25 protein-coding genes are annotated in these 24175 nt (G+C 71.3%); 6 read left to right on the top strand and 19 right to left on the bottom strand.

What is annotated here, in order from left to right; all coding sequences use genetic code 11:
- Positions 1–11: 11 nt before the first annotated feature.
- Both JTJ31_RS12490 and JTJ31_RS12485 read right to left on the bottom strand, forming a co-directional pair.
- Positions 12–389, bottom strand: coding sequence for an SPW repeat domain-containing protein (locus JTJ31_RS12490; RefSeq protein ID WP_207538996.1), 378 nt, complete (start codon positions 387–389; stop codon positions 12–14).
- A gap of 107 nt (positions 390–496) precedes the next feature.
- Positions 497–1774: an erythromycin esterase family protein gene (locus JTJ31_RS12485; RefSeq protein ID WP_207538995.1), complete on the bottom strand. Its 1278-nt coding sequence runs from the start codon at positions 1772–1774 to the stop codon at positions 497–499.
- 115 nt (positions 1775–1889) lie between these two features.
- On the opposite strand from JTJ31_RS12485, the gene JTJ31_RS12480 reads away from it, so the two are divergent.
- The gene (locus JTJ31_RS12480; protein ID WP_207538994.1) at positions 1890–2693 is read left to right on the top strand and encodes an FkbM family methyltransferase; all 804 of its coding nucleotides are present in this window, start codon (positions 1890–1892) and stop codon (positions 2691–2693) included.
- A gap of 7 nt (positions 2694–2700) precedes the next feature.
- Here the strand turns inward: JTJ31_RS12480 and JTJ31_RS12475 are convergent, their stop codons facing one another.
- The 7 genes from JTJ31_RS12475 to JTJ31_RS12445 form a co-directional block, all read right to left on the bottom strand.
- Entirely contained in the window at positions 2701–3534 is an 834-nt protein-coding gene (locus JTJ31_RS12475; RefSeq protein WP_207538993.1) for a DMT family transporter, read from the bottom strand.
- Positions 3531–4163 (bottom strand): YciI family protein, encoded by a 633-nt coding sequence (locus JTJ31_RS12470; RefSeq protein WP_207538992.1) that lies wholly within the window; start codon positions 4161–4163, stop codon positions 3531–3533. The genes JTJ31_RS12475 and JTJ31_RS12470 overlap by 4 nt, the downstream gene beginning before the upstream one ends.
- Positions 4164–4455: 292 nt before the next feature.
- Complete coding sequence (locus JTJ31_RS12465) at positions 4456–5229, bottom strand: ABC transporter ATP-binding protein (RefSeq protein WP_207538991.1); 774 nt, start codon at positions 5227–5229, stop codon at positions 4456–4458.
- The gene (locus JTJ31_RS12460; protein WP_207538990.1) at positions 5226–6008 is read right to left on the bottom strand and encodes an MlaE family ABC transporter permease; all 783 of its coding nucleotides are present in this window, start codon (positions 6006–6008) and stop codon (positions 5226–5228) included. Before JTJ31_RS12460 ends, JTJ31_RS12465 begins: the two co-directional genes overlap by 4 nt.
- Positions 6005–7054, bottom strand: coding sequence for an alanine racemase (gene alr / locus JTJ31_RS12455; RefSeq protein WP_207538989.1), 1050 nt, complete (start codon positions 7052–7054; stop codon positions 6005–6007). Before alr ends, JTJ31_RS12460 begins: the two co-directional genes overlap by 4 nt.
- A 1-nt stretch (position 7055) precedes the next feature.
- Positions 7056–8576, bottom strand: a complete 1521-nt coding sequence (locus tag JTJ31_RS12450; protein ID WP_207538988.1) for a replicative DNA helicase — start codon at positions 8574–8576, stop codon at positions 7056–7058.
- 97 nt (positions 8577–8673) lie between these two features.
- On the bottom strand, positions 8674–9780 hold the full coding sequence (locus JTJ31_RS12445; RefSeq protein WP_207538987.1) for an MFS transporter: 1107 nt from the start codon (positions 9778–9780) through the stop codon (positions 8674–8676).
- A 74-nt stretch (positions 9781–9854) separates the two neighbouring features.
- On the opposite strand from JTJ31_RS12445, the gene JTJ31_RS12440 reads away from it, so the two are divergent.
- Positions 9855–12740, top strand: a complete 2886-nt coding sequence (locus JTJ31_RS12440) for a helicase-related protein (RefSeq protein WP_207538986.1) — start codon at positions 9855–9857, stop codon at positions 12738–12740.
- A 1-nt stretch (position 12741) separates the two neighbouring features.
- On the opposite strand, the gene JTJ31_RS12435 is transcribed toward JTJ31_RS12440, so the two are convergent.
- On the bottom strand, positions 12742–14241 hold the full coding sequence (locus JTJ31_RS12435) for a glycosyltransferase family 39 protein (protein ID WP_207538985.1): 1500 nt from the start codon (positions 14239–14241) through the stop codon (positions 12742–12744).
- Positions 14242–14358: 117 nt separating this feature from the next.
- On the opposite strand from JTJ31_RS12435, the gene JTJ31_RS12430 reads away from it, so the two are divergent.
- Positions 14359–14643 carry an RNA-binding S4 domain-containing protein gene (locus JTJ31_RS12430; RefSeq protein ID WP_207538984.1) on the top strand — a complete coding sequence of 95 codons (285 nt, stop codon included), beginning with the start codon at positions 14359–14361 and terminating at the stop codon, positions 14641–14643.
- On the opposite strand, the gene JTJ31_RS12425 is transcribed toward JTJ31_RS12430, so the two are convergent.
- Positions 14640–15602: a class I SAM-dependent methyltransferase gene (locus JTJ31_RS12425; protein ID WP_207538983.1), complete on the bottom strand. Its 963-nt coding sequence runs from the start codon at positions 15600–15602 to the stop codon at positions 14640–14642. The genes JTJ31_RS12430 and JTJ31_RS12425 overlap by 4 nt on opposite strands.
- A 290-nt stretch (positions 15603–15892) precedes the next feature.
- On the opposite strand from JTJ31_RS12425, the gene fdxA reads away from it, so the two are divergent.
- The gene (fdxA, locus tag JTJ31_RS12420) at positions 15893–16225 is read left to right on the top strand and encodes a ferredoxin FdxA (protein WP_207538982.1); all 333 of its coding nucleotides are present in this window, start codon (positions 15893–15895) and stop codon (positions 16223–16225) included.
- A gap of 295 nt (positions 16226–16520) precedes the next feature.
- Here fdxA and JTJ31_RS12415 read toward each other — a convergent pair whose 3' ends face one another.
- Positions 16521–16721 carry a hypothetical protein gene (locus JTJ31_RS12415; RefSeq protein WP_207538981.1) on the bottom strand — a complete coding sequence of 67 codons (201 nt, stop codon included), beginning with the start codon at positions 16719–16721 and terminating at the stop codon, positions 16521–16523.
- A gap of 16 nt (positions 16722–16737) precedes the next feature.
- Between JTJ31_RS12415 and JTJ31_RS12410 the strand changes: the two genes are divergently transcribed.
- Together JTJ31_RS12410 and JTJ31_RS12405 are read left to right on the top strand one after the other, a co-directional pair.
- Positions 16738–17502 carry a CarD family transcriptional regulator gene (locus tag JTJ31_RS12410; protein WP_328805728.1) on the top strand — a complete coding sequence of 255 codons (765 nt, stop codon included), beginning with the start codon at positions 16738–16740 and terminating at the stop codon, positions 17500–17502.
- On the top strand, positions 17502–17921 hold the full coding sequence (locus JTJ31_RS12405) for a SufE family protein (RefSeq protein ID WP_207538980.1): 420 nt from the start codon (positions 17502–17504) through the stop codon (positions 17919–17921). Before JTJ31_RS12410 ends, JTJ31_RS12405 begins: the two co-directional genes overlap by 1 nt.
- 6 nt (positions 17922–17927) lie before the next feature.
- On the opposite strand, the gene JTJ31_RS12400 is transcribed toward JTJ31_RS12405, so the two are convergent.
- From JTJ31_RS12400 to JTJ31_RS12370, 7 genes are read right to left on the bottom strand one after another with little or no spacing between them, the layout of a single operon-like run.
- Positions 17928–18566 (bottom strand): ABC-type transport auxiliary lipoprotein family protein, encoded by a 639-nt coding sequence (locus JTJ31_RS12400; RefSeq protein ID WP_207538979.1) that lies wholly within the window; start codon positions 18564–18566, stop codon positions 17928–17930.
- Positions 18563–19558 (bottom strand): MlaD family protein, encoded by a 996-nt coding sequence (locus JTJ31_RS12395; protein ID WP_207538978.1) that lies wholly within the window; start codon positions 19556–19558, stop codon positions 18563–18565. Before JTJ31_RS12395 ends, JTJ31_RS12400 begins: the two co-directional genes overlap by 4 nt.
- Positions 19559–20308: an ABC transporter ATP-binding protein gene (locus tag JTJ31_RS12390; protein ID WP_207539220.1), complete on the bottom strand. Its 750-nt coding sequence runs from the start codon at positions 20306–20308 to the stop codon at positions 19559–19561.
- Entirely contained in the window at positions 20308–21387 is a 1080-nt protein-coding gene (locus JTJ31_RS12385; RefSeq protein WP_236020137.1) for an MlaE family ABC transporter permease, read from the bottom strand. The genes JTJ31_RS12390 and JTJ31_RS12385 overlap by 1 nt, the downstream gene beginning before the upstream one ends.
- Positions 21387–22148, bottom strand: a complete 762-nt coding sequence (locus JTJ31_RS12380; protein WP_207538977.1) for a TrmH family RNA methyltransferase — start codon at positions 22146–22148, stop codon at positions 21387–21389. Before JTJ31_RS12380 ends, JTJ31_RS12385 begins: the two co-directional genes overlap by 1 nt.
- Positions 22141–23127: an Ldh family oxidoreductase gene (locus JTJ31_RS12375; protein ID WP_207538976.1), complete on the bottom strand. Its 987-nt coding sequence runs from the start codon at positions 23125–23127 to the stop codon at positions 22141–22143. Before JTJ31_RS12375 ends, JTJ31_RS12380 begins: the two co-directional genes overlap by 8 nt.
- Positions 23128–23166: 39 nt before the next feature.
- A complete protein-coding gene (locus JTJ31_RS12370; RefSeq protein ID WP_207538975.1) occupies positions 23167–24141 on the bottom strand; it encodes a Bug family tripartite tricarboxylate transporter substrate binding protein in 975 nt (324 codons plus the stop codon).
- Between the last annotated feature and the right edge of the window lie 34 nt (positions 24142–24175).

Below are 24175 nucleotides of genomic sequence, written 5' to 3'. Positions count from 1 at the left end.
GGCGCTGCGGCTCAGCGGTTGCGGGCCACGTCGCCTGCAACCGCGTCGGGCGTGGTGCGGGTCATCAGCCCGGCCGCGATCTCGAACAGGCCGACCAGCAGATGCGGCCAGAAGACGCGGTCCGCGAAGCCGAAGAGCCAGGGCGAGGCCGCGAGCAGCACGCCCATGGCGATATCCATCGTCAGGTGGACCGGCATCGGGATCATTCGCATCAGCCCGAGTTCGTAGTCGGTCATGATCGAGGAGCCGAGCAGCAGCACGCCCAGGGCCTGCGGCACGTACTGCGCCGCCGTGCCGTCGGCGAAGCCGAGGAGGTAGGGCACGACGATCAGCAGAAGGCCGGTGAGGTAATCCAGCACGCCGTGCGTGCGGGTGGAGATGACGCGCATGTTTGCCTCCATGACGTTTGTGTCATGTTGTCCGCGTCGAACGCCCGGCGGCGCGGCCCGTTCCGTATCGCCAACGATATTTATGAACCGCGATGCATTTGGCGCGGTCAGGCACCCAGCGGGGTCGCCTCCTCCTCCCCTGGAGATGGCAGGGGCGTGACGGCGCGGCTCTGGGCGAACCAGACCAACGCGTCGAACTGGTCGGGCAGCACCGCCTCGAAGTAATGGCTGCGCCGCTCCGTCGCCGGACGATAGACCACCCCCACGGCGCGCTCCAGCGCAGGCTGCGACAGGGCGTCGCGCAGCCGTGGCGTCCGCAGGTCCAGCAGGGCGCGCTCGGGCAAGCCCGCCTCGCGCAGCCGCGCCTCATGCGAGCCGGGCAGGGCGGGGCGCAGCGCCATCTCCTCCATCGGCCCGTCCCAGTCATGCGCGGCGGCCACGCTCCCCGTGTCGGTGCTGAAGCCGACCAGCGCCGCATCCATGCCGAAGGCGGTGCGGCACAGCTCGCCGATATTGAACTCGCCCTGCCAGCCCATGGCGGTGGCGGCGGCGTTGCCGATGTGGCTGTTATGCGCCCAGACCACCGCCTTCGCCTCCGGCCCCGCATGGTCCAGCGCGGCGCGCAGCGTGTCGAACATGTGCCGGTCGCGCAGGTTCCAGCTTTCCGTGCCGCTGCGGAACATCAGTCGGTAGTATTGCTCCGCCGCGCGCACCACGCGCGCATTCTGCGTGGCGTCGAACAGCCATTCCTCGCCGCCCATCCCGGCTTCGAGCAAGGATTGCAATTGGGCGACGGCGGCGTCCTCGCAGCCATGGCGGTCGCCGAACAAGACGGCGCGGCCATAATCCGCGGGCTCGGCCTGCCAGGGCGTCAGGCAGCCATAGCGGCGCCGCGCCGCCCGCGCCTCCTCCGGGTCATGAATCTCGAGGTGCTGCAGCACTGCCTCGATGGAACTGCCAAGGGAGTAGATGTCGAGGCCCCGGAAGGCGACGCGCCTCTCGGGCGGCAGCGCGTCGTTGTGGGTGCGCAGCCATTGCGCGAAGCCGCGCATCTCCTCGTTGCGCCACATCCAGACGGGGAAGCGCGAGAAGGGCGGCCGCACCGGCCCGCCGGGGCCCAGGCGGCGCAGCCAGCGGTCCAGCGCGGCGGCGTCGGGCCAATCCGCCTCCACCGCCACGATGGTGAAGCCGTGCCGCTCCACCAGGCGACGGGTGATGGCGGCGCGGGCGGCGTAGAACTCATGCGTGCCGTGCGTCGCCTCGCCCAGCAGGACGACGCGCGCATCACCGAAGCGGTCGAAGGCCGCGGCAAGATCCTGGCCGATCCGCGGCAAGGGTTCGGCTGCTTGCGCCAGGATGCGCTGGATCTCCGCTTCGCTCGCCATGGCGGTCTCGCTCCTCCAAGCGCGAGGAACGCGCGAGGCGGGGGCGTGGTTCGGCGGGGCACGTGGCAGGGCCTCGTCTGGCTGCGTGAAGAATTCTGCGGCATGGTCCTCGCGCATGACTGCGTCACACCGCTCCCTTCCTTCCTTGTCCATCCGCGCAAGGCGGGCCCTGCAGGCTGGCCAGGACGCGGCGCTGCACCTCGTGCGTCGCCACTGGCGGCGCCGGATGCGCTTCCGCTTCCCGCGGGGCGCCGCGCCCGATCTGCGCTATCGCTTCGACATTCGCGGCGTGCCCCTGGAAGTGCCGCGCGCCGTCCTGACCCCGGAAATCTGGCGGTATCTCTGCGAGGGCCGCTACGAGACCGAGGAGCTGGACGCGATCGCCGGCACGACCCGCCCGGGAGACCGCGTCCTCGAGTTGGGTGCGGGGATCGGCTTCATCTCCTCCTTCGTGGCCCGGCGGCCTGGGATCGAACGCGTGGTGGCGGTGGAGGCCAATCCGAAGCTCATCGAAGTGGCGCGGCGCAACCACGCGATCAACGATGTGCCGGTCGAACTCGTCAACGCGGTGGTGGCGCAGGAGAACGGCACCGTTCCCTTCTACATGCACGCGGATTTCTGGCGCTGCTCGATGACGCCGCAGCCGGACACGGAGGAGGTCCGCCTGCCCGCGCGTTCCCTGCGCGATCTCGTCGCCGAGGTGAGGCCTTCCCTGCTCATCGTGGACATCGAGGGCGGCGAGCTCACCGTGTTCGACGGCGTCGACCTGTCATGCGTGCGCGAGGCGATCCTGGAGGTGCACCCGGACGTGATCGGGCTGGACGGGGTGGGGCGGGTCTTCGCGCGCTTCGCGGAGGAAGGGCTGTTCTACCACCCTCGCAAATCCAGCCGGGCGATCGTGGTGCTCGCCCGACCTTAGGCCCGGCTCACGCTCGCGCAGCGAGGGCCCCGCCGCCAGCTACGAGCGCCAATGCGACCAGGAGGCGCCAGGACCAATCACCGCCCGTGGCGAGGACGAGCAGCGCCGTGGAGGCCACGGGCACCGCATAGGCGAGGGTGCCGAGCAGGCGCGGGTCGCCGCGCTTCATTCCCGCATCCCACAGGAAGAAGGCCGCTCCCACTGGCCCCATGCCGAGCAGCAGCAGGGCGATGGACTGCATGGCGCCAGGCGTCACCCATTGCTCGAAGAGGAGATGCGCGACGAGGGCGAGCAGGGCCGCGCCGGCGCAGAACCCGGCCACCGCATCGGTCGGCACGGCGGCAAGGCGCTTCGCGGTGACGGAATAGGTGGCCCAGACCACGGCGCAGCCCACCGCGCACAGGAAGCCGAACCACGCCGACGGATCGAAGCGCGCGCCGCCGCCGATCAGCACGACGCAGCCCGCGAAGCCCAGCGCCACGCCGCCCAGCCGCCGCGCGCCGAGCGGCAGGCCCAGGATGGGCGCGGCGAGCAGCACGATCAGCAGCGGCCAGAGGTAGTTCAACAGATTGGCCTCGACCGGTGGTGCGAAGGCCAGCGCGGCGAAGTAGAGCGCGTGATAGCCGAACAACCCGCCCACCCCGTGCAGCCATGCCACCGGCCCGACGCGCAGCGCACCGATCCGCCCACGCGCCGCCACCAGGGCCAGCGACAGGGCGGCGGCCACCGCAAAGGACAGCGCCGTTACCTGGAGCGGCGGCAGGCCGGCAGCGAGGCGCGTCAGCAGCCCCAGGAAGGCCCAGAGCGCCAGCGCGCCCACGCCCAGCAGCGTGGCGCTCATGCCGTGGGCAGCGCCTTGTAGGGCAGGGGCGCGAAGCGGGTCGGGAAGCGGCGCGCCTCGCCCCAGACGCCCTCGGTCACGTAGGGATCCTCGGCCCAGAAGGCGTCCGCCTCCTCCACCGTCGGGTGGCGGGTGACGGTGATGGAGCCGACCATCTGGCCCTTGGCGTCGAGCAGCGCGCCGCCCAGCGCCAGCGTGCCGTCGGCGGCGAATTGCCGCACGCGCTCCAGATGCGGGCCGCGCGCGTGGGCGCGGCGTTCCGTGCCCCCGGGCTGGTCCTCCACGATGCTGACGACATGGGTGAAGGAGGAGGGCATCGGCCCGTTCGGCAAAGGCTGATACGGCAAGGGGGCGATGCGGAAGGGACGCATCTGGTAGGAGAGCCACACGCCCTCGCGCGCGAAGGGTTCTTCAAGAAGGTATTGGCGCGCCTCCACCTCATCCGCGTCGCCGAGGATCATCACGGAGCCGAGGGCGCGGCCGTCCGGCTCAAAGAGCGGCACGGCGAGGTTGAGGCGCCCCTCCTCCACCCAGCGCGTGATGACGGAAAGATGGCGGTCGCGCACAGCGGCGCGGCGCGCGGGCGCCTCCGCATCGGTGCCGTCCCAGCCCAGGATGACGTGGCCCATGTTTTCTTTCCTCAGGCGCCGGGCGCCGCCTCCGGCGGCTTGGCTTTCGCGCCGCCTGGGTTGCGCCTGTTTCGATGGTGCTCTGGGCGCGCCGGCCGCAGTCGCGGCCGGATACTCCGTCCGGTTGCCCCTCCTGTGAAGAGGTCGCACCCGCTGGCGAACAGGAGGCGCTGCCAACCCACCGCCCCCCGGTCGGCGCGCGGGCTTTGCCCGCGCAACGGAGCGAAGCTCACAGGATCACCGCCAATCCGGGGCCCTCGCGAAAATGCGAAGCGTTTTCGTGGGGAAGCGCTTAGCGCCGCAGCTCCATCCGGATTGGTCCCTCGCGCTCGCCATTGGCGAACTGGTCCACCATGGCATTGCCGGTGCGGCCTAATGTCTCGGCAGGGCCGGTCCAGACGATGCGGCCCTTGTGGATCATCGCCGCCTCGTCGCCGATGCGGCGCGCGCTCGCCATGTCATGCGTGATGGACAGAGCGGTGGCGCCGAGGCGCTTCACGCAATCCACGATCAGCCCGTCGATCACCGCGCCCATGATGGGATCGAGTCCGGTGGTCGGCTCGTCGAAGAAGATGATGTCGGGGCGCGCGGCGATGGCGCGGGCCAGGGCCACGCGCTTCTGCATCCCGCCCGAAAGCTCCGCCGGGGAAAGCTCGCCGACGGTGGCAGCGAGGCCCACCTGCGCCAGCGCCTCGGCCGCCACGTCGCGTGCCTGGGCGCGGGAGACGCGCTTCTGCGCCAGCAGCTTGAAGCAGACATTCTCCCAGACCGGCAGGCTGTCGAAGAGCGCGCCGTTCTGGAACAGCATCCCTGTGCGGTCGAGGATGGCAGCGCGGTCGGCGCGCGACAGCTTCGCCACGTCCTGCCCGTCGATCTCGATCACGCCCTCATCGGGGGTGATGATGCCGAGGATGCATTTCACCGTCACCGACTTGCCGGAGCCTGAGCCGCCGAGCACCACCATGGAGCGGCCGGTCGCGACGTCCAGGTCTACCCCGTCGAGCACCTGCTTCGCGCCAAAGGCCTTGCGCAGACCGCGCAGCCTGATCCGGGGCGATCCGCTCACGAGAAGAACGCCGCCGTCAGCAGGTAGTCCAAGGCGAGGATGAGGATGGAAGCCGAGACCACGGCGCGCGTTGTCGCCTGCCCCACGCCCTGCGCCCCCCCGCGCGAGGCATAGCCGCACCAGCACCCCATCAGCGCGATGACGAAGCCGAACACCGCCGCCTTCACCAAGCCGGAGATGACATCCATCGGCTGCAGGATGTCCCAGGCATTATCGAGGAAGGTCTGCGGCACGAAGCCGAGCTTGAGCACGCCGACCAGGAACCCGCCCATCACACCGAGGATGTCCGCCACCAGCACCAGCAGCGGCAGGGCGAGCGTCCCAGCCAGCAGTCGCGGCGCGACCAGGTATTTCATCGGGTCGGTGGAGAGCGTGGTCAGCGCGTCGATCTGGTCGGTGACGCGCATCGTGCCGATCTCGGCGGCCATGGCGGCGCCGATGCGCCCGGCCACCATCAGCCCGGCCAGCACGGGTCCCAGCTCGCGCGTCACGCTCAGCACCACGACGGAGGCGATGGCGCTTTCCGCATTGAACCGGGCGAAGCCGACATAGGATTGCAGCGCCAGCACCATGCCGGTGAAGAGCGCGGTGAGCGCGACCACGGGCAGGGAGAAATACGCGATCTCCGCGAAATGGCGCACGAACTGGCGCAGGAAGAAGGGCGGCCGCAGCAGGTGCGACAGCGCCTCGGCAGCGAAGAGCGACACTTGGCCAAGGGCACGCAAGAGGCCCAGCACGGTGCGCCCGAGCAGGGCAACGAGATTCAGCGCGGCGGTCATGCGCCCACATAGCCCCGCTGGAAGCGGCGGCCCAGCCGGGTCAGGATTTCGTAGCCGATCGTGCCGGCGGCGGCGGCGACCGCATCCGCGTCCTGTTCCGGCCCGATCACCTCCAGCCAGTCGCCCGGGCGAGCCTTGGGGATGGCGGAGACGTCGAAGGTCATCAGGTCCATGGAGACGCGGCCGACGAGCGGCGCCTCCTTCCCATGCAGGAAGCCCCTGCCGCGCCCGTCCCAGGCGCGCGGGATGCCATCCGCATAGCCGCCCGCCACGGTGGCGATGCGCGAAGGCGCCGTGGCGCGCCAGGCGGCGCCATAGCCCACCGTCTCGCCGGGCCCGACCTCGCGGATCTGCAAGATAGGTAGGGCGAGGCGGATCACCGGCTCCATCGGGTTGGGCCACCCCGGCCTGGGGTTGATTCCGTAAAGCGCGGCGCCAGGGCGCGCGAGGTCGCTGCCGAAGCGCGGGCCCAGGAAGATGCCCGAAGAATTGGCGAAGGAGCGCGGGATGGGCGGCAGCCGGGCGCAGGCCGCCTCGAAACGTTCCGCCTGCCGCGCATTCAGCGGATGGTCCGGCTCCTCCGCCACGGTGAGGTGGGTCATGAGGTAGCGCAGCCGCACGCGGTCGAGGCGATGCGGCTCGGCTGCCAGCATTTCCATTTCGGTGGGGGACAGGCCGAGGCGGCTCATGCCCGTGTCCAGGTGCAGGACCGCCTCGCCCTCGTGCGCGGCGATGTCGTCCAGGCTGTTCAGCACAGGGATGACGCCCGGATGGCGCTCGCGCCGCGTGCCGGCGAAACCGTCCAGCACGGCGATCATCGGCCCATCGCCCAGGGCTTCGCGCAGCGCGTCGCCCTCCCCGGGCGTGGCAACGAAGAAATGGCGGCAGCCCGCCGCTTGCAGGGCGGGGGCGACGCGGGCCGCGCCCAGCCCGTAGGCATCGGCCTTCACCACCGCCGCCACCGCCCCGCCGCCATGGACCCCGCACAGGATGCGCCAGTTGCGCGCGACCGCGCCGAGGTCGATGGTCAGCTTGCCGGTGGACATGTCACTCCGCGTATTCGGGAGCGTGATGCGTGTCCAGGTCGCCGAACCGGGTGAACTCCGCCTCGAAGAAGAGGGGGATGGTGCCGGTGGGGCCGTGACGCTGCTTGGCGATGATCAGGTCGGCCTTGTTATGCGCGCGTTCCATGTCCTGCTGCCAGCGTTCCATCGCCTCGTGGAACTTGCCGTCATCGGTGAAGTTGGTGATCTTCGGCTCTCGCGCCTTCAGGTAGTATTCGTCGCGATACACGAACATCACGCAGTCCGCGTCCTGCTCGATCGATCCGGATTCACGAAGGTCGGAAAGCTGCGGCCGCTTGTCCTCGCGCTGCTCCACCGCGCGCGACAGCTGGGACAGCGCCATGACGGGAATGTGCAGCTCCTTTGCGATGGCCTTCAGCCCCTGCGTGATCATGCTGATCTCCAGCACGCGGGATTCCGGCCGCGTGCCGACGGCAGGGCGCATGAGCTGGAGGTAGTCCACCACGATGAACTTCAGGCCGCGCGTGCGCTGGATGCGGCGGCAGCGCGTGCGCAGCGCCGACAGGGTGATAGCCGGCGTGTCGTCGATCAGGATAGGCAGGCGCGACAGCTCGCGAGACACGGCGACGAAATTGTCGAACTCGCGTTGGCTGATCTCGCCGCGGCGGATGCGGTCGCCCTGGATGCGGCTGCTTTCGGACAGGAGGCGGTTGGCCAGCTGGTCCGCGCTCATTTCCAGCGAGAAGATGGCGACGGCCGGCGGGACGGCGTTCGGGCCTTTCTGCTCCTCCGTGTCGCGGAGGAGGAACTGCGCCGCGCCGAAGGCGACCTTGGTGGCGAGCGCCGTCTTGCCCATGCCGGGACGCCCCGCGAGGATCAGCAGGTCGCTGTCGTGCAGCCCGCCCATCTTGGCGTCGAGGTCGCGCAGCCCGGAGGGCAGGCCGGACACGCCGCCGCCGCGCTCCAGCGCCGCCGCCGCCACCTCCACCGCGCGGGTCAGCGCCTTCTCGAAGGAAATCGCGCCGCCTTCGCTCGCCTTTTCCGTGGCGAGGTTGAACAGCGCCTGTTCCGCCGCCTCGATCTGGTCCTTGCCTTCGAGTTCCGGCTCGGCGCCGAAGGCGCGGTTCACCACCGTTTCGCCCAGGTCGATGAGCTGGCGGCGCAGCCAGTGGTCGTGGATCAGCTTGCCGTATTCACCGGCATTGACGATGCCGACCATGGCGGTGAGGAGCTGCGACAGGTAGGCAGGGCCACCGACTTCGGCCAAGTCGCCCGTGTGCTCGAATTCGTGGCGCAGCGTCACCGCGTCGGCCAGCTGGCCGTTCTCCACCCGGCGGCGGATGGCCGTGTAGATGCGGCCATGGATGGCGTCAGCGAAATGCTCCGCCTCCAGGAACTCGCTCACCCGCTCATAGGCCTTGTTGTTGGCGAGCAGCGCGCCGAGCAGCGCCTGCTCGGCCTGGAGATTGGCCGGGGGAAGGCGGGTGCCGAGGCCGAGAAGGCCGCGATCCTCGTCCATGGAAGGCGGGTGAATGGTGTTCATGAGCCTGCCACCCTAGCGCGGCGGGGGTGCCGAAGTCACCGACCGTGCCCTGTGGAACACGGGGATGAACCCCGTCGTGTCCCCTGCGCCACGCCCCTCAGCGTAGCCGCGCGGCGAGGGGCAGGGCCAGGACGCAGAGCCCGGCCATGGCCCAGAAGGCGAGGCCGCCGAACCCCGCATAGAGCCAGCCCCCCGCGAAGGTGAGGCTCCCCATGGCCGCGCCCACCGCGGCCACGTGCAGGGTCTGGGCCCGCGCGGCGAGGGGGGCAGGAAGCTCCAGCAACGCCCGCATGGTGGCGAGGTGCATGGCCCCGAAGGTGAGGCCGTGCAGCGCCTGGAGCGGCAGCAAGGTCCAGAAATCCACGACCACCGCCGTCGCGCCCCAGCGGACCACCCCCGCCCCTGCCGCCAGCAGGGCGAGGCCGCGCTTGCCCAAAGCGGCCGTCAGCGCACCGCCCTTCAGGAACAGGACGATCTCCGCCACCACCCCCGTGGCCCAGAGCAGCCCGACCTGCCCCGGCGACAGGCCGGAAGCCTGCCAATGGATGGCCGAGAAGCCGTAGAGCACGGCGTGCGACCCCTGCACAGCGGCGGAAAGCGGCAGGAGGCGGCGGAACCCCGCCTCACGCCAAGGCGCCCAGAGCGGGCCGGACGGCGCCTCGCCGGGCGGGCGCGATGGCGGGCGTGGCAGGCGTGGCGCCACCAGCGCAGTGGCGAACATTCCGCCGGCGAGCAGAAAGGCGGCGGCGCGCGGCCCGGTGGCATCGGCCAGGAACCCGGCCAGCACCGCGCCGGCAATGAAGGAGACGGAACCCGCCGCCCGCACCCGCGCATAGTCGAAGCCGCCGGCGCGCAGGGCCAGCGCGTCGGTCAGCGGCATCACCGGCGCGGCGGCGGCGGCATGGAGAAGCTGCACCGCCAGCAGCAGCGCGAAGCCTGCCAGCAGCCCGAAGCCCAAAGCGGCCAGCCCCGCCACCAGCGCGGCGACGAGGAGGACGCGCCGCGCATCCCCGTTCCGGTCGGCCCATTGGCCGAGCAGCGGCGCGGAAAGCAGCCGGATGATGGAGCCCGCGGCCAGCACCGTCCCCACCTCGCCAGCGGAAAGCCCGCCCGCCGCCAGGATGGCCGGAAGGAAGGGCAGGGCGGCGCCGAACCCAAGGAACTGCGCGGCGAAGGCGAGGGCGAAGGGGCGGGCCTGGCTCACGTTTCACACGGGTGGGAAGATTGCATTGCGCGGGGATGGGTGCATAACCACCCGGCTTCTCTTCCGGATCAAGCATGTTCGACGCGCGCGTGAAAGCCATCCTCGGCCCCACCAACACCGGCAAGACTCACCTGGCGCTGGAGCGGATGCTGGCGCATTCCTCCGGCATCATCGGCTTCCCGCTGCGCCTGCTGGCGCGGGAAAACTACGACCGCATGGTGGCGCAGAAGGGCGAGAAGAACGTCGCCCTCATCACCGGCGAGGAGAAGATCGTCCCGCCCGAGGCCAAGTGGTTCGCCTGCACGGTGGAGGCCATGCCGCTCGACCGCCGCGTCGAGTTCCTGGCGGTGGACGAGATCCAGCTCTGCGCCGACCCGGATCGCGGCCATATCTTCACCGATCGGCTGCTGCACGCGCGCGGCCTGGTCGAGACGATGTTCATGGGTGCCGAGACGATCCGCCCGCTGCTGCAGCGCCTCGTGCCGCAGGTGGAGGTCGAGACACGGCCGCGCCTGTCCCAGCTGACCTATGCCGGTCCGGCCAAGCTGACGCGCCTGCCGGCGCGCTCCGCCGTCGTCGCCTTCAGCGCGGGCGAGGTCTACGCAATTGCGGAGGCGATCCGCCGCCGGCGCGGCGGCTGCGCCGTGGTGATGGGGCGGCTCTCCCCGCGCACGCGCAATGCCCAGGTGAAGATGTACCAGGACCGCGAGGTGGATTTCCTGGTCGCCACCGACGCGATCGGCATGGGGCTCAACATGGACGTGGACCATGTGGCCTTCGCCTCGCTCACCAAGTTCGACGGCAACCGCCCGCGCCCGCTGACGGCGCAGGAAGCGGCACAGATCGCCGGCCGCGCCGGGCGCGGCATGCGCGACGGCACCTTCGGCACCACGGCCGAGTGCCCACCCTTGCCGGACGAGATGGTGAACAAGGTCGAGAACCACCATTTCGAGCCGCTCCAGGCGCTGGTCTGGCGCAACAGCGACCTCGACTTCTCGTCGGTGGATGCGCTGCTGGACAGCCTCGCCGCGCCGCCGCCGCAGCCCGGGCTGACCAAGGGCAATGACGCGACGGACCACATCGTCCTCGCCGCCCTGGCGCGCGAGCCCGCGATCCGCGAGCGCGCGAACTCCCGCGCCCGCGTCGCGCTGCTGTGGGAGGCGTGCCAGGTGCCCGACTTCCGCAAGCTGGCGGATGACAGCCACACGCGGCTCTGCGCCCGCATCTTCGAGGAGCTGTGCGACAACCGCACCCTGCCGGAGGACTGGATCCGCGGCCAGATCGCCGGCTGCCACAACGTCGAGGGCGACCTGGACACGCTGATGGCGCGTCTCGCCCATATCCGTTCCTGGGCCTACATCGCCGCGCGCGCGGATTGGGTGAAGGACGCGCCCGCGCTGCAGGACGCCGCCCGCGCCGCCGAGGACGCGGTGAGCGACGCGCTGCATGAGCGGCTGACGGCGCGCTTCGTGGACCGTCGCGCCGCGCACCTGATCCGCCGCCTGGACGACACGCAGGACGAGCTGCTTTCCGCCGTCACCCGCTCCGGCGAGGTGGTGGTGGAAGGCCACAATGTCGGCAAGGTGGAAGGCTTCCAGTTCTCCCCCGATGCGGGCGAGGGCGGCGAGGAGGAGCGCAAGCTGGTGCTGCGCGCCGCGCGCCGGGCGCTCGCGATGGAGATGCCGCGCCGCGTCGCCGCGCTGGAGGTGGCGAAGCCCGAGGCCTTCGCGCTGAGCCCCGAGCACCGCATCCTGTGGGACGGCGCCGAGGTGGCGCGGCTCAAGATGGGCCCCGAGCCGGGCAAGCCGGTGATCGAGGTGCGCGACAGCGAGTTCCTCGACAGCGCACAGAAGGAGCGCATCCGCCAGAAGCTCGTCGCCTTCATCGAGGGGGCGCTGGGCAAGGACCTCGCCGCCGTGGCGCAGGTGGAGGCCAAGGCGGCCGAGGACAACACGCTGCGCGGCCCCGCCTACCAGCTGCGCGAGACGCTGGGGCTGAAGCCCGGCGACACGCGCCACCAGATCAACAACGAGCTGAAGGCCAAGCTGAAGGGCATCGGCATCCGCGCCGGCCGCTTCGCCCTCTACGTGCCCGAGGTGCTGAAGCCGCGCCCGATGGGGATGCGCGCGCAGCTCTGGGCGCTGAGCCACGACATCCCGACGCCGCCTTTGCCGGCGCCGGGTCTCGTCTCCATTCCCGCCGACGGGGTGCTGGCCCTGTCCTGGCCCGAGGGCTTTGCCGAGATCATCGGCTGGGTGAAGGCCGGGCCGATCTACGTGCGCCTCGATGTGGCGGAGCGCGTGGCGGGCGAGCTGGGCTACCTGACCCGCAAGGCGCCCGCGCCCCTGCCGCCCGAGACGCTGGGCAAGTTCGGCATCCGCGGCGATCTGCTGGGCGACGTGCTGGCGGGGCTCGGCTTCCGGCTGATCACGCCGGCCCCACTGCCGGAAGGTGTGGAGGGGCCGCTGCCGCCGGTGATGGTGGCCTGGGCCCGTCCCGAGCGCGCGCCGCGCCACGGGCAGCGCCCGCCCCGCCGCGAGGAGAATCGCCGCCCGCCGCGCCGCGACGAACGCCGCGCCCCGGCAGCGGAAGGCGCCACCCCCGCCGAGGGCGCCGCCCCAGCCGAAGCGGGCGATGCGCCGCGCGAAGCGCGTGGTCCCCGGCCCGATCGCGGGCCGCGCCGCGACCGCCCCTTCGCCGGCAAGGGTGGCCCGCGCCGCGAGGAACGTGGCGACCGTCCGCAGGGCGAAGGGCCGCGTGGTGAGGGCGCCCAGGGCAACGGCCCACGCAAGGAGGGGCGCCGCGACGATCGCCCCCGGCGGGACGACCGGCCGCGCCGTGACCGCGATGACCGCTTCGGCAAGGGCGGGCCCGAGACGCGTACCTTCCACGAGGACCGTCCGACCACCACGGCCGAGGACAGCCCCTTCGCGGCGCTGCTGAAGCTGAAGCTGAAGTGAGCTAGGGCGGGGCGCGCAGGCGGCGGAGGCGGAGCGCGGCAAAGCGCTCCTCGCTCGCCTCCAGCGCCCAGCCGCAAGCTTCGAGGAAGCGGATGGGGCGCGACTCCCCGGCGGGGGCGAAGCCCAGCACCCAGGCGCCGCGCGCCGCCTCCGGCCCGGGGCAGGGCCCTTCCGTGTCCAGGATGGCGGCACCTGGGATGCGGGCGATGACCCTCCGCGCCAGCCGGTCCCCGGGCGGGACCACCGCCCAGGCCGGGCGGGACGCGGCCAGCCTTTCGCCGCCATAAAGGACGGGCGCCAGAAGCTCGAAAGTGCCGGCGATCACCAGGCGCTCGCCCGGGGCGATGCGCGGCTCGATCGCGACGATGGCGCGGCCCCAGGGCTGCCAGCGCCGGCCATGCGCCGCATCCTCGCGGTAATGGGTGAGAAGCCCGCCCAGGGTCAGCAGGGCAAGCGGCAGGAGAAGCAGCGCGCCGAGGCGCGGCGCGGTGGCGGCATAGCCGTAGAGCGGCAGGGCGAAGACCAGCAGCACCAGCGCCGTGCGGTCCAGCAGCACGGGGCGGAACAGGCTCGCCGCCACCATGAGCCCTACGCCGGCGGCGAGCGCCAGCAGCAGCGCGCCTGCCCTTCCGTCGCGCCGTCGCCAAGCCAGGCAGGCGGCCACTCCCAGCGGCAACAGCGCGGCGCAGGTGGCGGTGGCCACCCAGCCCGCTTCCAGCACCGGGGCGGCGAGGGCATGGGTGAGCGAGGCCCAGGCCCAGAACGCCGTCAGCGGCGGGATCCAGGTCAGCGCCACGGTGGGTTGGCGCGACAATTCCAGCATGATGCCCAGCCACGGCAGGCAGAGCAGCAGCGCCACCAGCCCCGCGATTGCCAGCGTCCCCAGCTTCGCCCAGGCCCGGCGCGGCAGGATTCGCGCCAGCGCATAGGAGCCCAGCCCAAGGACCGCGAAGGCGGAGGTGGCATGGAGGTACAGCATCACCGCCCAGAGCGGCCCCTGCGCCAGCAGCAGCGCGAGGCCCCGCCGCCCCGGCGTCTCCAGCCCTGCCTCCAGGGAGGCGAGGGCGATTGCGGCCAGGAGGAACAGCGTGGCGTAGTTGCGCGCCTCCTGCGACTGCATGACGTGCTGCCCCGCCACGGCGAGGAGCAGCCCGGCCACCAGCGCCGCGCGTGGCCCGAAGGCGCGGCGCGTGAACAGGAAGACCGGCAGCACCGCAGCCGCGCCGGCCAATGCGGAGGGCAGGCGCAGCCCCCACTCGCCCTCGCCCAGCAGCGGGCGCAGCACCTTGAGCAGGGCGTAATAGCCGGGCGGGTTGGGCTCCAGCCGGGCGATCGGGCCGAAGAGTTCCTCCCAGGACAGGCGGATGAAGAAGACCGTCGCGATCTCGTCCATCCAGAAATACCCGGTGCCCAGCTGAAAGAGCCGGAGGGCGAGGGCGAGGAGGAGCAGGAGGGGCAGCACCAGGCGTGGCCCGTCGGCTTCGGCTGGCGGCGGAGTCATGCGGCGTCTTCCCGGTCCTGCGCGCGAAGCTGGACGGAGCCGCGCATCAGCGGGACAATAGGGGCGCATGGTCCCTGGGCAAGAAGGGGGCGCATCCCCCCTGGGGAGCGGCGCCGCGTGACGGAAGTCCCGGAGGATTTCCTGCGCCTCGACGCCTGGCTCTGGCATGCGCGCGTCGCCAAGACCAAGGGGGCCTGCGCCCGGCTGATCGAGGCGGGCGGGTTCCGGCTGAACCGCCAGCCCGTCACCAAGGCGCATGCGCGTGTGCGGGTGGGCGACGTGCTGACCTTCGCGCTGGGCGAGAGGGTGCGGGTGTGGCGCGTGCTGGATCTCGGCGAGAGGCGCGGCCCCGCTTCCGAGGCGCGCACGCTGTATGAGGAGATCGCGGAGGGGCAGGGTTAAGAGGGGCCCAGATTGTTCGCGTTCTCATGTGCGCGTCCGCCAGCTTGCGCCGTCACGCTTGGCTGTTTCACGGCGTCGACCGGGTTGCGCACCACGAAGCAAGAATAAAGGATCGCCAAGTCGCTGGCGTCGCGCGTATCGAAGGGCGGGGCAGGGCGAAGCTGCTGCAGATCCTTCAGGCTGCGTGGATCTGGCTCACCTTCTGCGGTGACAATCTCCCATCCGGTGCGCCGGAACATCTCAATGTAATCGGAGTGCCTCAGGCGATTCGTGTAGCCGTATCTGTTGAGCGTCGCGAAGCGCTCAATGAGACCGCCCTTCGGCCAAGTCAGGAACTGCACAGGGCTGCGCGCGTGGTGCAGGTGCTGCCAATGGTCGCTGTTGTCCACGACGTGGCACATGACGCCGCCCGGACGGACAACCTTGCGGAATGCGGCGAGGCATTCCTCCAGCTCCGCGGGCGGCACATGCTCGAAGACACAGCGCGAGATCAGCATATCCACCGGGCTCAGGTTGTCTGCCTGGGGGTCCCAGGGTGCGCGATACTCGGGCTGGAAAGGCCTCTCCAGCGCGGCCATTGCGGCCTCCTCCGTCATGCCGAGTTCCTTGGCGATCTCGGGCAGGCGGCGCCGGATGGATCGCTTCGCGATTTCCACCGTCGCGTCGTCCATCAGCTTTTCGGTGTCTGTCAGGACGATCCGGCGATACCCCGCCATGTGGAAAAGGAGGGGAATCACCGGCAGCCACCCCGTGCCCATTTCGAGCAACGACGAGGTGGGGAATCTTACTCCAGGACGGGAAAGGAGAGAGAGCTGACGCAGGCCATCGGCGATAGCGAAGCGGGTGCTGGGGCTTTCATCGGTCGGGGGGCGGAGCAGGCGTTTGGCGCGGCGAAGCGCTGCGCCAAACGGGACATGGGAGTAGATCGTGCCCCGAAGAATGCGAAGGCGCCAATGCATGATATGGCATACCTCTTTGTGAAGCTTCCGGCGCGCGAACTCTCGCAGCATGAAATTGCACAAATCAATCCCTTATCGAGAAGGATTTGCCTTCAAGCGCTCCGCCTGCACGAGTCTTGCCCCAAGGCGGTGACCTGGGCGCCAGGAGCCCCGGTTGAGTCCTTGGTTTCTTTGGGCTGGGGACAGGATGAGATGCGCTTTCTATACGGGCTGGCTTGCATCCATGCCGCTGGACAGGCCCCGCGCGAGGGTCCAAATCACCGCCATCGCCGCCTGCCCGGAGTGCGCCCGTGACCTATGTCGTCACCGAGAACTGCATCAAGTGCAAGTACATGGACTGCGTGGAAGTGTGCCCTGTGGACTGCTTCTACGTGGGCGAGAACATGCTGGTCATCCATCCCGATGAGTGCATCGATTGCGGCGTGTGCGAGCCTGAGTGCCCGGCCGAGGCGATCCTTCCTGACAGCGACGACCGCGCCACCCCCTGGGCGGAGCTGAACCGCAACTACGCGCAGAGCTGGCCCAACATCACCCGCAAGGGCGAGCCGCCGCCCGATGCTGATGAATGGAAGGACAAGCCCGGCAAGCAGGCGCTGTTCAGCCCCGAACCAGGCAAGCCCTGAGGCAGGTGTCGCGCCGGGCGTGACCCGGGGCGGTTTTTGTGCTACCTTGGCCACATGGCGGGGCATGGTTCGACGCAACCGAACTGGCCCCCCAATTCGTTCGGCACCAAGGAGCAGAACGCCCCATGGCCACCGCCCGCAAGGCCCCGAGCAAGCCCGCCAAGGCCCCGCCCCCGCCACCCGCCCGGCGTCCCAAGCCGGCGGCGCGGGCTGCTTCGGCCAAGCCTGCCGCAAAGCCGGAGAAGCCCGCCAAGGAGAAGCTGCAGGCCCAGCAGCCCGCACCCGCCAAGGCCCCTCAGCAGGCCAAGGCCCCCAAGCCCCCGGCCCCGAAACCCGCGACGCCCCGCCCCGCCCCGCCCCGCCCTGCAGCGAAGACCGCCGCTCCCGCCACCAAGACCGCCCCGGCCAAGGCCGCTGCGCCGAAGCCCGCTCCTCCCGAACCCGTCACCCCGAAGCCCGCCCCGGCCCCGCCGAAAGCGGCTTCTGTCCAGTCCAAGGCAGTTTCCACACCCGTGACCCCTCCCAGGAAGACCGAGGCCCCTTCCCCCAAGCCCGTCCGCAAGGCCGAGGCCCCCAAGAAGCCCGACGCGCCGGAGGCCCCACCCGCCGAGGCTGCGCCGGCCGAGCCGCCGCCCGCGCCGCGCCCCACCATCATCGTCGCGGCGCCGACTGGCCCTGCGCGGCCCGGCATGGGCCGTCCAGGCGCTCCGCCCTCCTTTGCCGTGCGCAGCCCCGGCCGCCCCGGCTTCGCCGAGGGCCAGTCCGCCCCGCCGCGCCCGCCCGCCGCCAAGGTGGAGCTGAAGGCGGGTGACCATGTCGTCTATCCGACGCATGGCGTCGGCCAGGTGCAGGGCATCGAGACGATCGAGGCCGCGGGCCATGCGCTGCAGATGGTCGTCGTGACCTTCGAGGAGAACCGGATGACGCTGCGCGTCCCGGTCAACAAGATCCCGACCGCCGGGCTGCGCAAGCTGTTCACGCCCAAGGAGTTCGAGGCAGCGATCGACACGCTGAAGGGCAAGGCACGCATCAAGCGCACCATGTGGTCGCGCCGCGCGCAGGAATACGAGGCGAAGATCAACTCGGGCGACCCGATCCAGATCGCCGAGGTGGTGCGCGACCTCCAGCGCAATGCCGGCCAGCCCGACCAGTCCTTCAGCGAGCGGCAAATCTACGAGCAGGCGCTGGAGCGCCTGGCAGCGGAATACGCGGCGATCGAGAAGATCGACAAGGCCGAGGCCAGTGAGCGTCTGGTGGCCTTCGCCAAGTCGGTGTGATGGCACGCCCCACGATCGAAGACACCGTCACCGAGCTTGAGGAGGACCTGTCCTTCTTCGACGAGGAGGATGACCGCTACCGTTGGCTCATGGAGCTGGGGCGGGAGCTGGAACCCCTCGCGCGGGAAGAGATGGTGGACGCCAACCGCGTGACGGGCTGCCAGTCGCGCGTGTGGCTGGTCAGCTTCGTCGAGAACGGGCGGCTGCGCTTCCGTGCCGCCAGCGACGCCGCCTTCGTGCAAGGCGTGCTCGCCATGCTGCTGCGCATCTTCGACAACCGCCTCCCGGAGGAGATCCTGGAGGCCAATCCCGGCTTCCTCGGGCGGCTGGGGTTGAGCCTGTCGCGCCGCAATGGCGCCCATGCGGTGTTCAATCGCATGGCGGCGGCGGCACGGGCGGTCCAGGCGGCCGCCGGGTAGCCTCGCTCAGCGGCGCCGTGGTGCCGCGGTGGCGGCGGCAGCGGTGCCGCGCGGGATGTTGTTGGCCAGCCACTGCTCCAGGCGCTGGAAGGCCCGGCCCAGCGCGTCGCGCATCGCGGCGGCCTCGGCCGGGGGCTCCGCCGTGCCGGAGACGGGAGCCTCCGCCTCCACCACAGTCTGGGCCAGCACTTGGCGCCCGGAGACCGGGTTACTCCCATCGCGCAGCAGCAGCGCGCCCATCCCGGCCCTTGCCACCGGGCCGAATCGTTCCAGCCGCGTCAGCTCCACCTCCAGCACCAGCGGCGCAGCGAGGCGCGTGCCCGGCGTGGCCACGGCGGGAAACAAGCCGCTTTCGCGCAGCCATTCGCGCAGTGCCGCCTCCGCCAGCTCTGCCGGCGGGCCGATCCATTCGTCATAGGGCGCGACATCGAGCGAGTGGTCGGGGCGCAGCCGACGCAGGCCGCGCGAATCCAGCCCCGGCCCTGCGGCGACCGAGCGCAGCAGCAGCGCCTGTCCCCGGGACGGGCGCGGGCGCCCCTCGCGCTGCGGATCGAGGGCGTAGCGCCGCGTCTCGATATAGGGGCGGTCCGGCAGAACCGAGCAGCCCGGGAGGAGCAGGAGGAGGGAAAGGTGGCGTCGCTTCATCGTCTCCGATCCGGTGGCGGCGGCGCGCCCAGGAGTAGTTGGGAAGGTGAGCGCCGCAGCGCTTCGGTGGTTTCGCGCAGGTTGGAGGTGGCGGCGCGCAGGTCGCGCATGATGGGGGAGAGGTCGGCCTGCAGATCGCCGATCGTCGCGTTGGCGCGCCCTACCGTCTGCGGCAGGATCTGCGTGGTGCGGCGCAGATCGGTCATGGCACGGTTGAGCGTCGCCAGCGCCTCGCGCACGTCGCGGCTCTCGGTCAGGCCGCGCACCCCGGCGGCAGCGCCACGGATCTCGTCCACCGCGCCCGGCAGGTTGGCGCGCTCCGCCTGGCCGCGCAGCTCCGCGAGCAGGGCCGAGGCGTCGCGCAGCACTGCGGCGATGTCGCCCTCGTGCACGCGGCTGCGCAGGTCGCTGATGAGGCCGTTGATGTTGTCCAGGAGGCCGGTGATATCCACGTTCTCGAAGCGGCGCAGCAACGTCTCCGCCGCGGTCTGCACCTGGGCGGTGGTGGAGGGCTGGGCCGGAATCACCGGAAAGCGCGGATCCCACGGCACGGAGCCGGGCGGGAAGCGCTCGGGATCCACGTAGTCCAGCTCGATATAGACGACGCCGGTGATGCCCTGGGTGGCAAGGCGCGCGCGCAGCCCCTCATTCACCGCGTTGGGCAGGCTCGGGATGTCGCCGACGCGCGACAAATCCACAGCAAAGCGGACGAAGACCAGCTGGAAGGCGCTGGCGAAGGCGTCGCCGCGCGTGCGCCGATACTCGGCAGAGGCGAGGCCGATCTCCGTCACGCGCCCCACCTGCACGCCGCGATACCGCACGGGCGAGCCCGTCTCGAGGCCCTGCACGCTTTCGCGCGAATAGGTCTCGAAGACGCTGTCGCCGCTGCGCAGCCGGTCGCCGGTGAGGAACAGGACGATGCCCGTCAGCAGCGCCGCGCCCACGAGCACGAGCGCGCCGACCGAGGCCTGGATTCGCCGCGTGGATGGCATCTAGCGGGCCTCCCGATGGAAGAAGGCGCGCACCGTGGGATGCGTGGATTCCTCCTTCAGCCGCTTCGGGTCGCCTTCCGCGATCATGCCGCGCGCCTCCTTGTCCAGCATGATGCAGCGATCCCCGATGGCCAGGATGGATTGCAGCTCGTGCGTCACCACCACGAAGGTGGTCCCCGTCTCCCGCGCCAGCGAGAGGATGAGTTCGTCCAGCCCCGCCGAGGTGATGGGGTCGAGCCCCGCGCTCGGCTCGTCCAGGAACAGGATCTCGGGGTCGAGCGCCATGGCGCGGGCGATGCCGGCGCGCTTCACCATGCCGCCCGAGATCTCCGCCGGCAGGCGCGCGGTGGCGTCGCCCAGCCCGACGAGGCCGAGCTTGGAGCCGGCGACCAGGGCGCGCGCCTCCTCGGGCAGGGCGGTGTGCGCCTCGATGGGCAGCATCACGTTCTCCAGCAGGCTGAGCGAGCCCAGCAGCGCGCCCGATTGCCACATCACGCCGATGCGGCGCAGCAGGTCGCGCCGCGCCTGACCGGCGAGGCGTGCGATTTCCTCGTCCAGCACAGCGATGCGGCCCTCGCTGGGCGGCATCAGCCCGATCAGCAGCTTCAGCAGCGTGGACTTGCCGCAGCCCGAGCCGCCGAGAATGACGAAGACCTCGCCGCGCCGCACCTCGAAGGACACGTCCTGGAAGACCGTGTTGCCCCCGAAGCGCATGGCGACCTTCTCGGCCCGGATCACCGAATCCGCCATCACCAGCCCAGCCGGAAGAAGAGCACGGCGAAGACGCCATCCAGCACCACCAGCGACACGATGCCCCCCACCACCGCCATGGTCGCCGCATCGCCCACCGCGCGCGGCCCGCGCCCGGCCGAGAGGCCCGAGCGGCAGCCAATGTAGCCGATGGCGAGGCCGAACACCGCCGCCTTGCTCAGCCCGCCCACCACGTCGCCCAGGCTCAGCCATTGCTTCAACTGAATCGCGACCGCGACGGGCGGATAGCCCAGCGTCGCCATCACGATCCCCATGCCGACGATTCCGGTGACGGTCATCACCAGCGCCAGCACCGGCATCACCATCGCCGCCGCAACGACGCGCGGCAGCACCAGCCAGACGACCGGGTCGAGGCCCATGGTGCGGATCGCATCCACCTCCTCGTTCACCTTCATGGTGCCCAGCTCCGCCGCATAGGCCGAAGCAGTGCGCCCCGCCAGGACGATGGAGGCGAGCAGCGGCCCCAACTCGCGCGCCAGGGAGATGCCGACCAGCTGCGGGATGAAGATCTCCGCGCCGAACTGGCGCATCGGGATGGAGGACTGGAAGGCGAGGATCACGCCGATCAGCACGCCCAGCAGGATGCAGAGCGGAAAGGCGCGCGTGCCCGCTTCGTCCAGGTGGCGCACCACCTCGCGCCAGCGCAGGCGCCAGGGGCGCAGCGCCGTGGTGCTGCCGGCCAGCACCGTCTCGCCGAGGAAGCGCATCCTTTCGCGGAGCCCGCCGGCGCGGGCGACGAAAGGCGCGCCGATCTGCGCGAGCCAGGGCAGGGGCTTGCGCGGCGCGGGCGGCGTGACACGCTCCAGCCCCGTCCGGAAGCGGCGCAGGACGAGGCGTGGCGCCTCCGCCTCCGGCTCCCGCCATTCCGCGCCCTCACCCAGCCCGGCGAGCAGGGCGGCCCCGGCGGAGTCCATCGCCTCGACGCGGCGCGCATCCACGACGAAGCGTCCATGCGCCGCGCGATGCGCCGCCTGCCAGGTGGCGGCAGCGGCAGCAGCGTCGAGCCGGCCGGAGAAGCGCAGGACCGGGACGCCGTTCTCCGTGTCCGTCTCAAGCATTAGGAGCGCAAGGTGTGCAGCAGCACCGCGGTTGCGGCCGCGACGTTCAGGCTTTCCACCAGATCGGAACCCTGGAGGGTGACGTGCGCCCCACAGGCCTCCACCGTCCCGGGCAGCGGGCCGCTCTCCTCGTTGCCAAGCACGAGGGCGATGGGCTTGCTGCGGGGGATCGCCTCGGGCGGGACGCCGCCGCGCGCCACGGCGGCGACGGCGAGGAACTGGCCCGACAGGCGGCGCAGCGTGGTGGCGAGGTCCTCGACGCGGAACACGGCCAAGTGCTCCAGTGCGCCCTCGCTGGTGCGGAAGGCGGCGTCGGACAGGTCGGCCTGGCGGGCGTCGCCGGAGAGCAGCATGGCGCGGGCGCCGAAGAAGGCGGCGGTGCGAGCGATGGCGCCGAAATTATGCGGATTGCCGATGCCGTCGAGCACGGGCAGGACGCGGCCCGCGAAGAGCACGGGGGGCGGCGGCGTGGGCAGGGGCTCCGCCCGGCGCAGCGTGGCCAGGGCCATGATGCCGCCGTGGTGCTCCGTCCCGGCAAGGCGGGCGAGGCGGTCGGGCGAAACCTCGTCATAGGGGCGGCGGTGGCGCGCGAGGTAGCGGCAGAGCGGCCCGGCAACGGGGCGCCGCGCCTCCACGTAGTTCAGCGCCAGCACCTGCTCCGGCCGGCGCAGGAAAAGGGCGCGCACCGCGTTGACGCCGCAGATGCGCTGGAAGTCGCGCTGCGCCGCGCGGCGCTCGGCAGGGTGGCGTTCCTCATGCATGGGAGAGCAACGCGTCGGGGACGGGAATGCCGTCGCGCGCGGCGGCCTCGCGCAGCGCGTCGCGGCGGGACCCGGGCAGGCGCACCCCTTCGTCGCCCAGCATGGCGGCAACCAGCGCCTCCATCCGGTCCAGGAAGGCGTCGGTCCCAGCCAGGGCGCCGGGGTCCACGGCCAGCAGCGCGTGACCTAGGCGCGGCGGGTTGGGCGAGGGGGCGAAGAAGCTGTCCGCCTCGAAGCCGAAGGCGGCGCCGCCCAGGGCGACGCAGAGGATCTCCACCACCAGGGCCAGGGCCGCGCCCTTGGTGCCGCCCATCGCCAGCATGGCGCCATCCAGCGCCGCCTTGGGATCGGTGGTGGGACGGCCCGCGCTGTCCAGCGCCCAGCCCTCGGGGATCAGGCGGCCTTCCTTGGCGGCGACCATGATCTTGCCGCGCGCCACCTCCGACAAGGCGAGGTCCACCACGAGCGGCGCGGCCTCGCGGCGTGGGAAGGCGGCAGCGACCGGGTTGGTGCCGAGCAGCGGCCGCTTCCCGCCCGGGACCGGCATGGCATAGGGCGAGTTGGTGAAGGCCAGGGCCACCAGCCCCGCCTCCGCCAGGCGGCGCACCGGCAGGGCCATGGCGCCGGCATGGTGGCTGTTGGTCACGGCGACAAAGGACACGCCATGGGCGCGGGCGCGCGTCTCGGCCTGCCGCTCCGCCAGGTCCAGGGCGGGAAAGGCGAGGCCGTTCCCGGCATCCACCAGCGCCGCGCCGCCCTTTTCGCGGGCGACACGCGGCACTGCCGCCCCATCGGCGCGGCCTTCACGCAGGAAGCCGGCATATTGGGCGATGCGCGACAACCCGTGCCCACCCTGCCCCTCGGCCTCCGCCGCCACCAGGGCGGCGGCGGTGGAGCAGGCCATGGCGGGGCTGGCCCCCGCAGCCTCCAGGGCACGGGCGGCGAGGCGTTCGGCTTCGGCAAGGGGCAGGCGAACCATCCCGAAGCTTCAAGCGCGGATGCCGGCCCGCGTCCAGCGTCACGCGTCCACGCGAATCCCGGCCTCGCGCACGAGCCGCGACCAGCGCTGAACCTCTTCCGACAGGAAGGTCTTGGAACGGTCGCTGTCCCAGCCGAGCACGTCGAACCCACCCTCCTCGGCGCGGCGCTTGGTGTCCGGGTCACGGATCGCGGCCAGGGTGGCGCGCTCGATCTCCCGCAGGACCGGGCGCGGCACGGCGCTGTTGGTCAGCATGGCCGTCCAGTTGCTCATAGCGAGGCCGGGCGCGCCGGCTTCCGCGACATGCGGGATGTCGGGAACGAGGCGGTGGCGCTCCGCCCCGGTGATGGCGAGGCCGCGCAGCCGCCCCGACTGGATCTGCGCCAGGCATTCCGGGAGGTTGGACACCATGAAGTCGAGATTGCCGGCGACGAGGTCGGTGACGCCCGGCGCACCACCGCGATAGGGCACGTGGGTGATGTTGCTGCCCGCTTCGGCAACGCGGCGCACGAGCTCCAGCCCCAGATGCGGCGGCGAGCCATTGCCGGAGGAGCCGGCATTGGTCTGCCGCGTGCGGACATGCTGGAGGAAGTCGGGCAGGGTCCGCAGCGGGGAGTTGCTGTTCACCACGACGACCAGCGGCAGCGAGCCCAGCAGCGACACCGGGACGAAATCCTGCTCCAGCCGGTAGGGCGCGTTGGGGAAGAGCGACACGTTCACCGCGTGGGTGAGGGTGATGGCGAGCAGCGTGTGCCCGTCCGGCGGCGACTTGGCGGCGGCATCGGCCCCGATCAGGGCGTTGCCCCCGGCCCGGTTCTCCACCACCACTGGCTTGCCCCAGGCCTCGCCCAGGCGCTGCGCGACGAGGCGCGCCATGATGTCGGTGAGGCCAGCCGGAGTGAAGGGCACGATGTAGCGCACCGCGCGATCCGGAAAGGTGGATTGCGCCCGCGCGGCGGTTGCGGTCAGGCCCAGGGCAGGCAGGGCAAGGAGCGTTCGGCGATTTGCACGCATTGTCTTGTGGAATCCTCCGGAAGGAAACAGCGAT

The sequence above is a fragment of the Sabulicella rubraurantiaca genome, assembly GCF_017355885.1.
GTDB lineage: Bacteria > Pseudomonadota > Alphaproteobacteria > Acetobacterales > Acetobacteraceae > Roseococcus > Roseococcus rubraurantiacus.
Note: the sequence above shows the minus strand (reverse complement) of the source record. Positions and strands in the feature narration are given on the sequence as shown.

Excerpts from the sequence above, each read along its gene's own strand:
- JTJ31_RS12385 (WP_236020137.1), bottom strand. The coding sequence starts at position 21,387 with ATGCTTGAGACGGACACGGAGAACGGCGTCCCGGTCCTGCGCTTCTCC.
- JTJ31_RS12440 (WP_207538986.1), top strand. The coding sequence starts at position 9,855 with ATGTTCGACGCGCGCGTGAAAGCCATCCTCGGCCCCACCAACACCGGC.
- JTJ31_RS12400 (WP_207538979.1), bottom strand. The coding sequence starts at position 18,566 with ATGAAGCGACGCCACCTTTCCCTCCTCCTGCTCCTCCCGGGCTGCTCG.
- JTJ31_RS12375 (WP_207538976.1), bottom strand. The coding sequence starts at position 23,127 with ATGGTTCGCCTGCCCCTTGCCGAAGCCGAACGCCTCGCCGCCCGTGCC.
- JTJ31_RS12450 (WP_207538988.1), bottom strand. The coding sequence starts at position 8,576 with ATGAACACCATTCACCCGCCTTCCATGGACGAGGATCGCGGCCTTCTC.
- JTJ31_RS12380 (WP_207538977.1), bottom strand. The coding sequence starts at position 22,148 with ATGCATGAGGAACGCCACCCTGCCGAGCGCCGCGCGGCGCAGCGCGAC.
- JTJ31_RS12475 (WP_207538993.1), bottom strand. The coding sequence starts at position 3,534 with ATGAGCGCCACGCTGCTGGGCGTGGGCGCGCTGGCGCTCTGGGCCTTC.
- JTJ31_RS12480 (WP_207538994.1), top strand. The coding sequence starts at position 1,890 with ATGACTGCGTCACACCGCTCCCTTCCTTCCTTGTCCATCCGCGCAAGG.
- JTJ31_RS12435 (WP_207538985.1), bottom strand. The coding sequence starts at position 14,241 with ATGACTCCGCCGCCAGCCGAAGCCGACGGGCCACGCCTGGTGCTGCCC.
- JTJ31_RS12395 (WP_207538978.1), bottom strand. The coding sequence starts at position 19,558 with ATGCCATCCACGCGGCGAATCCAGGCCTCGGTCGGCGCGCTCGTGCTC.
- JTJ31_RS12370 (WP_207538975.1), bottom strand. The coding sequence starts at position 24,141 with ATGCGTGCAAATCGCCGAACGCTCCTTGCCCTGCCTGCCCTGGGCCTG.
- JTJ31_RS12490 (WP_207538996.1), bottom strand. The coding sequence starts at position 389 with ATGCGCGTCATCTCCACCCGCACGCACGGCGTGCTGGATTACCTCACC.
- JTJ31_RS12470 (WP_207538992.1), bottom strand. The coding sequence starts at position 4,163 with ATGGGCCACGTCATCCTGGGCTGGGACGGCACCGATGCGGAGGCGCCC.
- JTJ31_RS12460 (WP_207538990.1), bottom strand. The coding sequence starts at position 6,008 with ATGACCGCCGCGCTGAATCTCGTTGCCCTGCTCGGGCGCACCGTGCTG.
- alr (WP_207538989.1), bottom strand. The coding sequence starts at position 7,054 with ATGTCCACCGGCAAGCTGACCATCGACCTCGGCGCGGTCGCGCGCAAC.
- JTJ31_RS12390 (WP_207539220.1), bottom strand. The coding sequence starts at position 20,308 with ATGGCGGATTCGGTGATCCGGGCCGAGAAGGTCGCCATGCGCTTCGGG.
- JTJ31_RS12405 (WP_207538980.1), top strand. The coding sequence starts at position 17,502 with ATGGCACGCCCCACGATCGAAGACACCGTCACCGAGCTTGAGGAGGAC.
- JTJ31_RS12485 (WP_207538995.1), bottom strand. The coding sequence starts at position 1,774 with ATGGCGAGCGAAGCGGAGATCCAGCGCATCCTGGCGCAAGCAGCCGAA.
- JTJ31_RS12425 (WP_207538983.1), bottom strand. The coding sequence starts at position 15,602 with ATGCATTGGCGCCTTCGCATTCTTCGGGGCACGATCTACTCCCATGTC.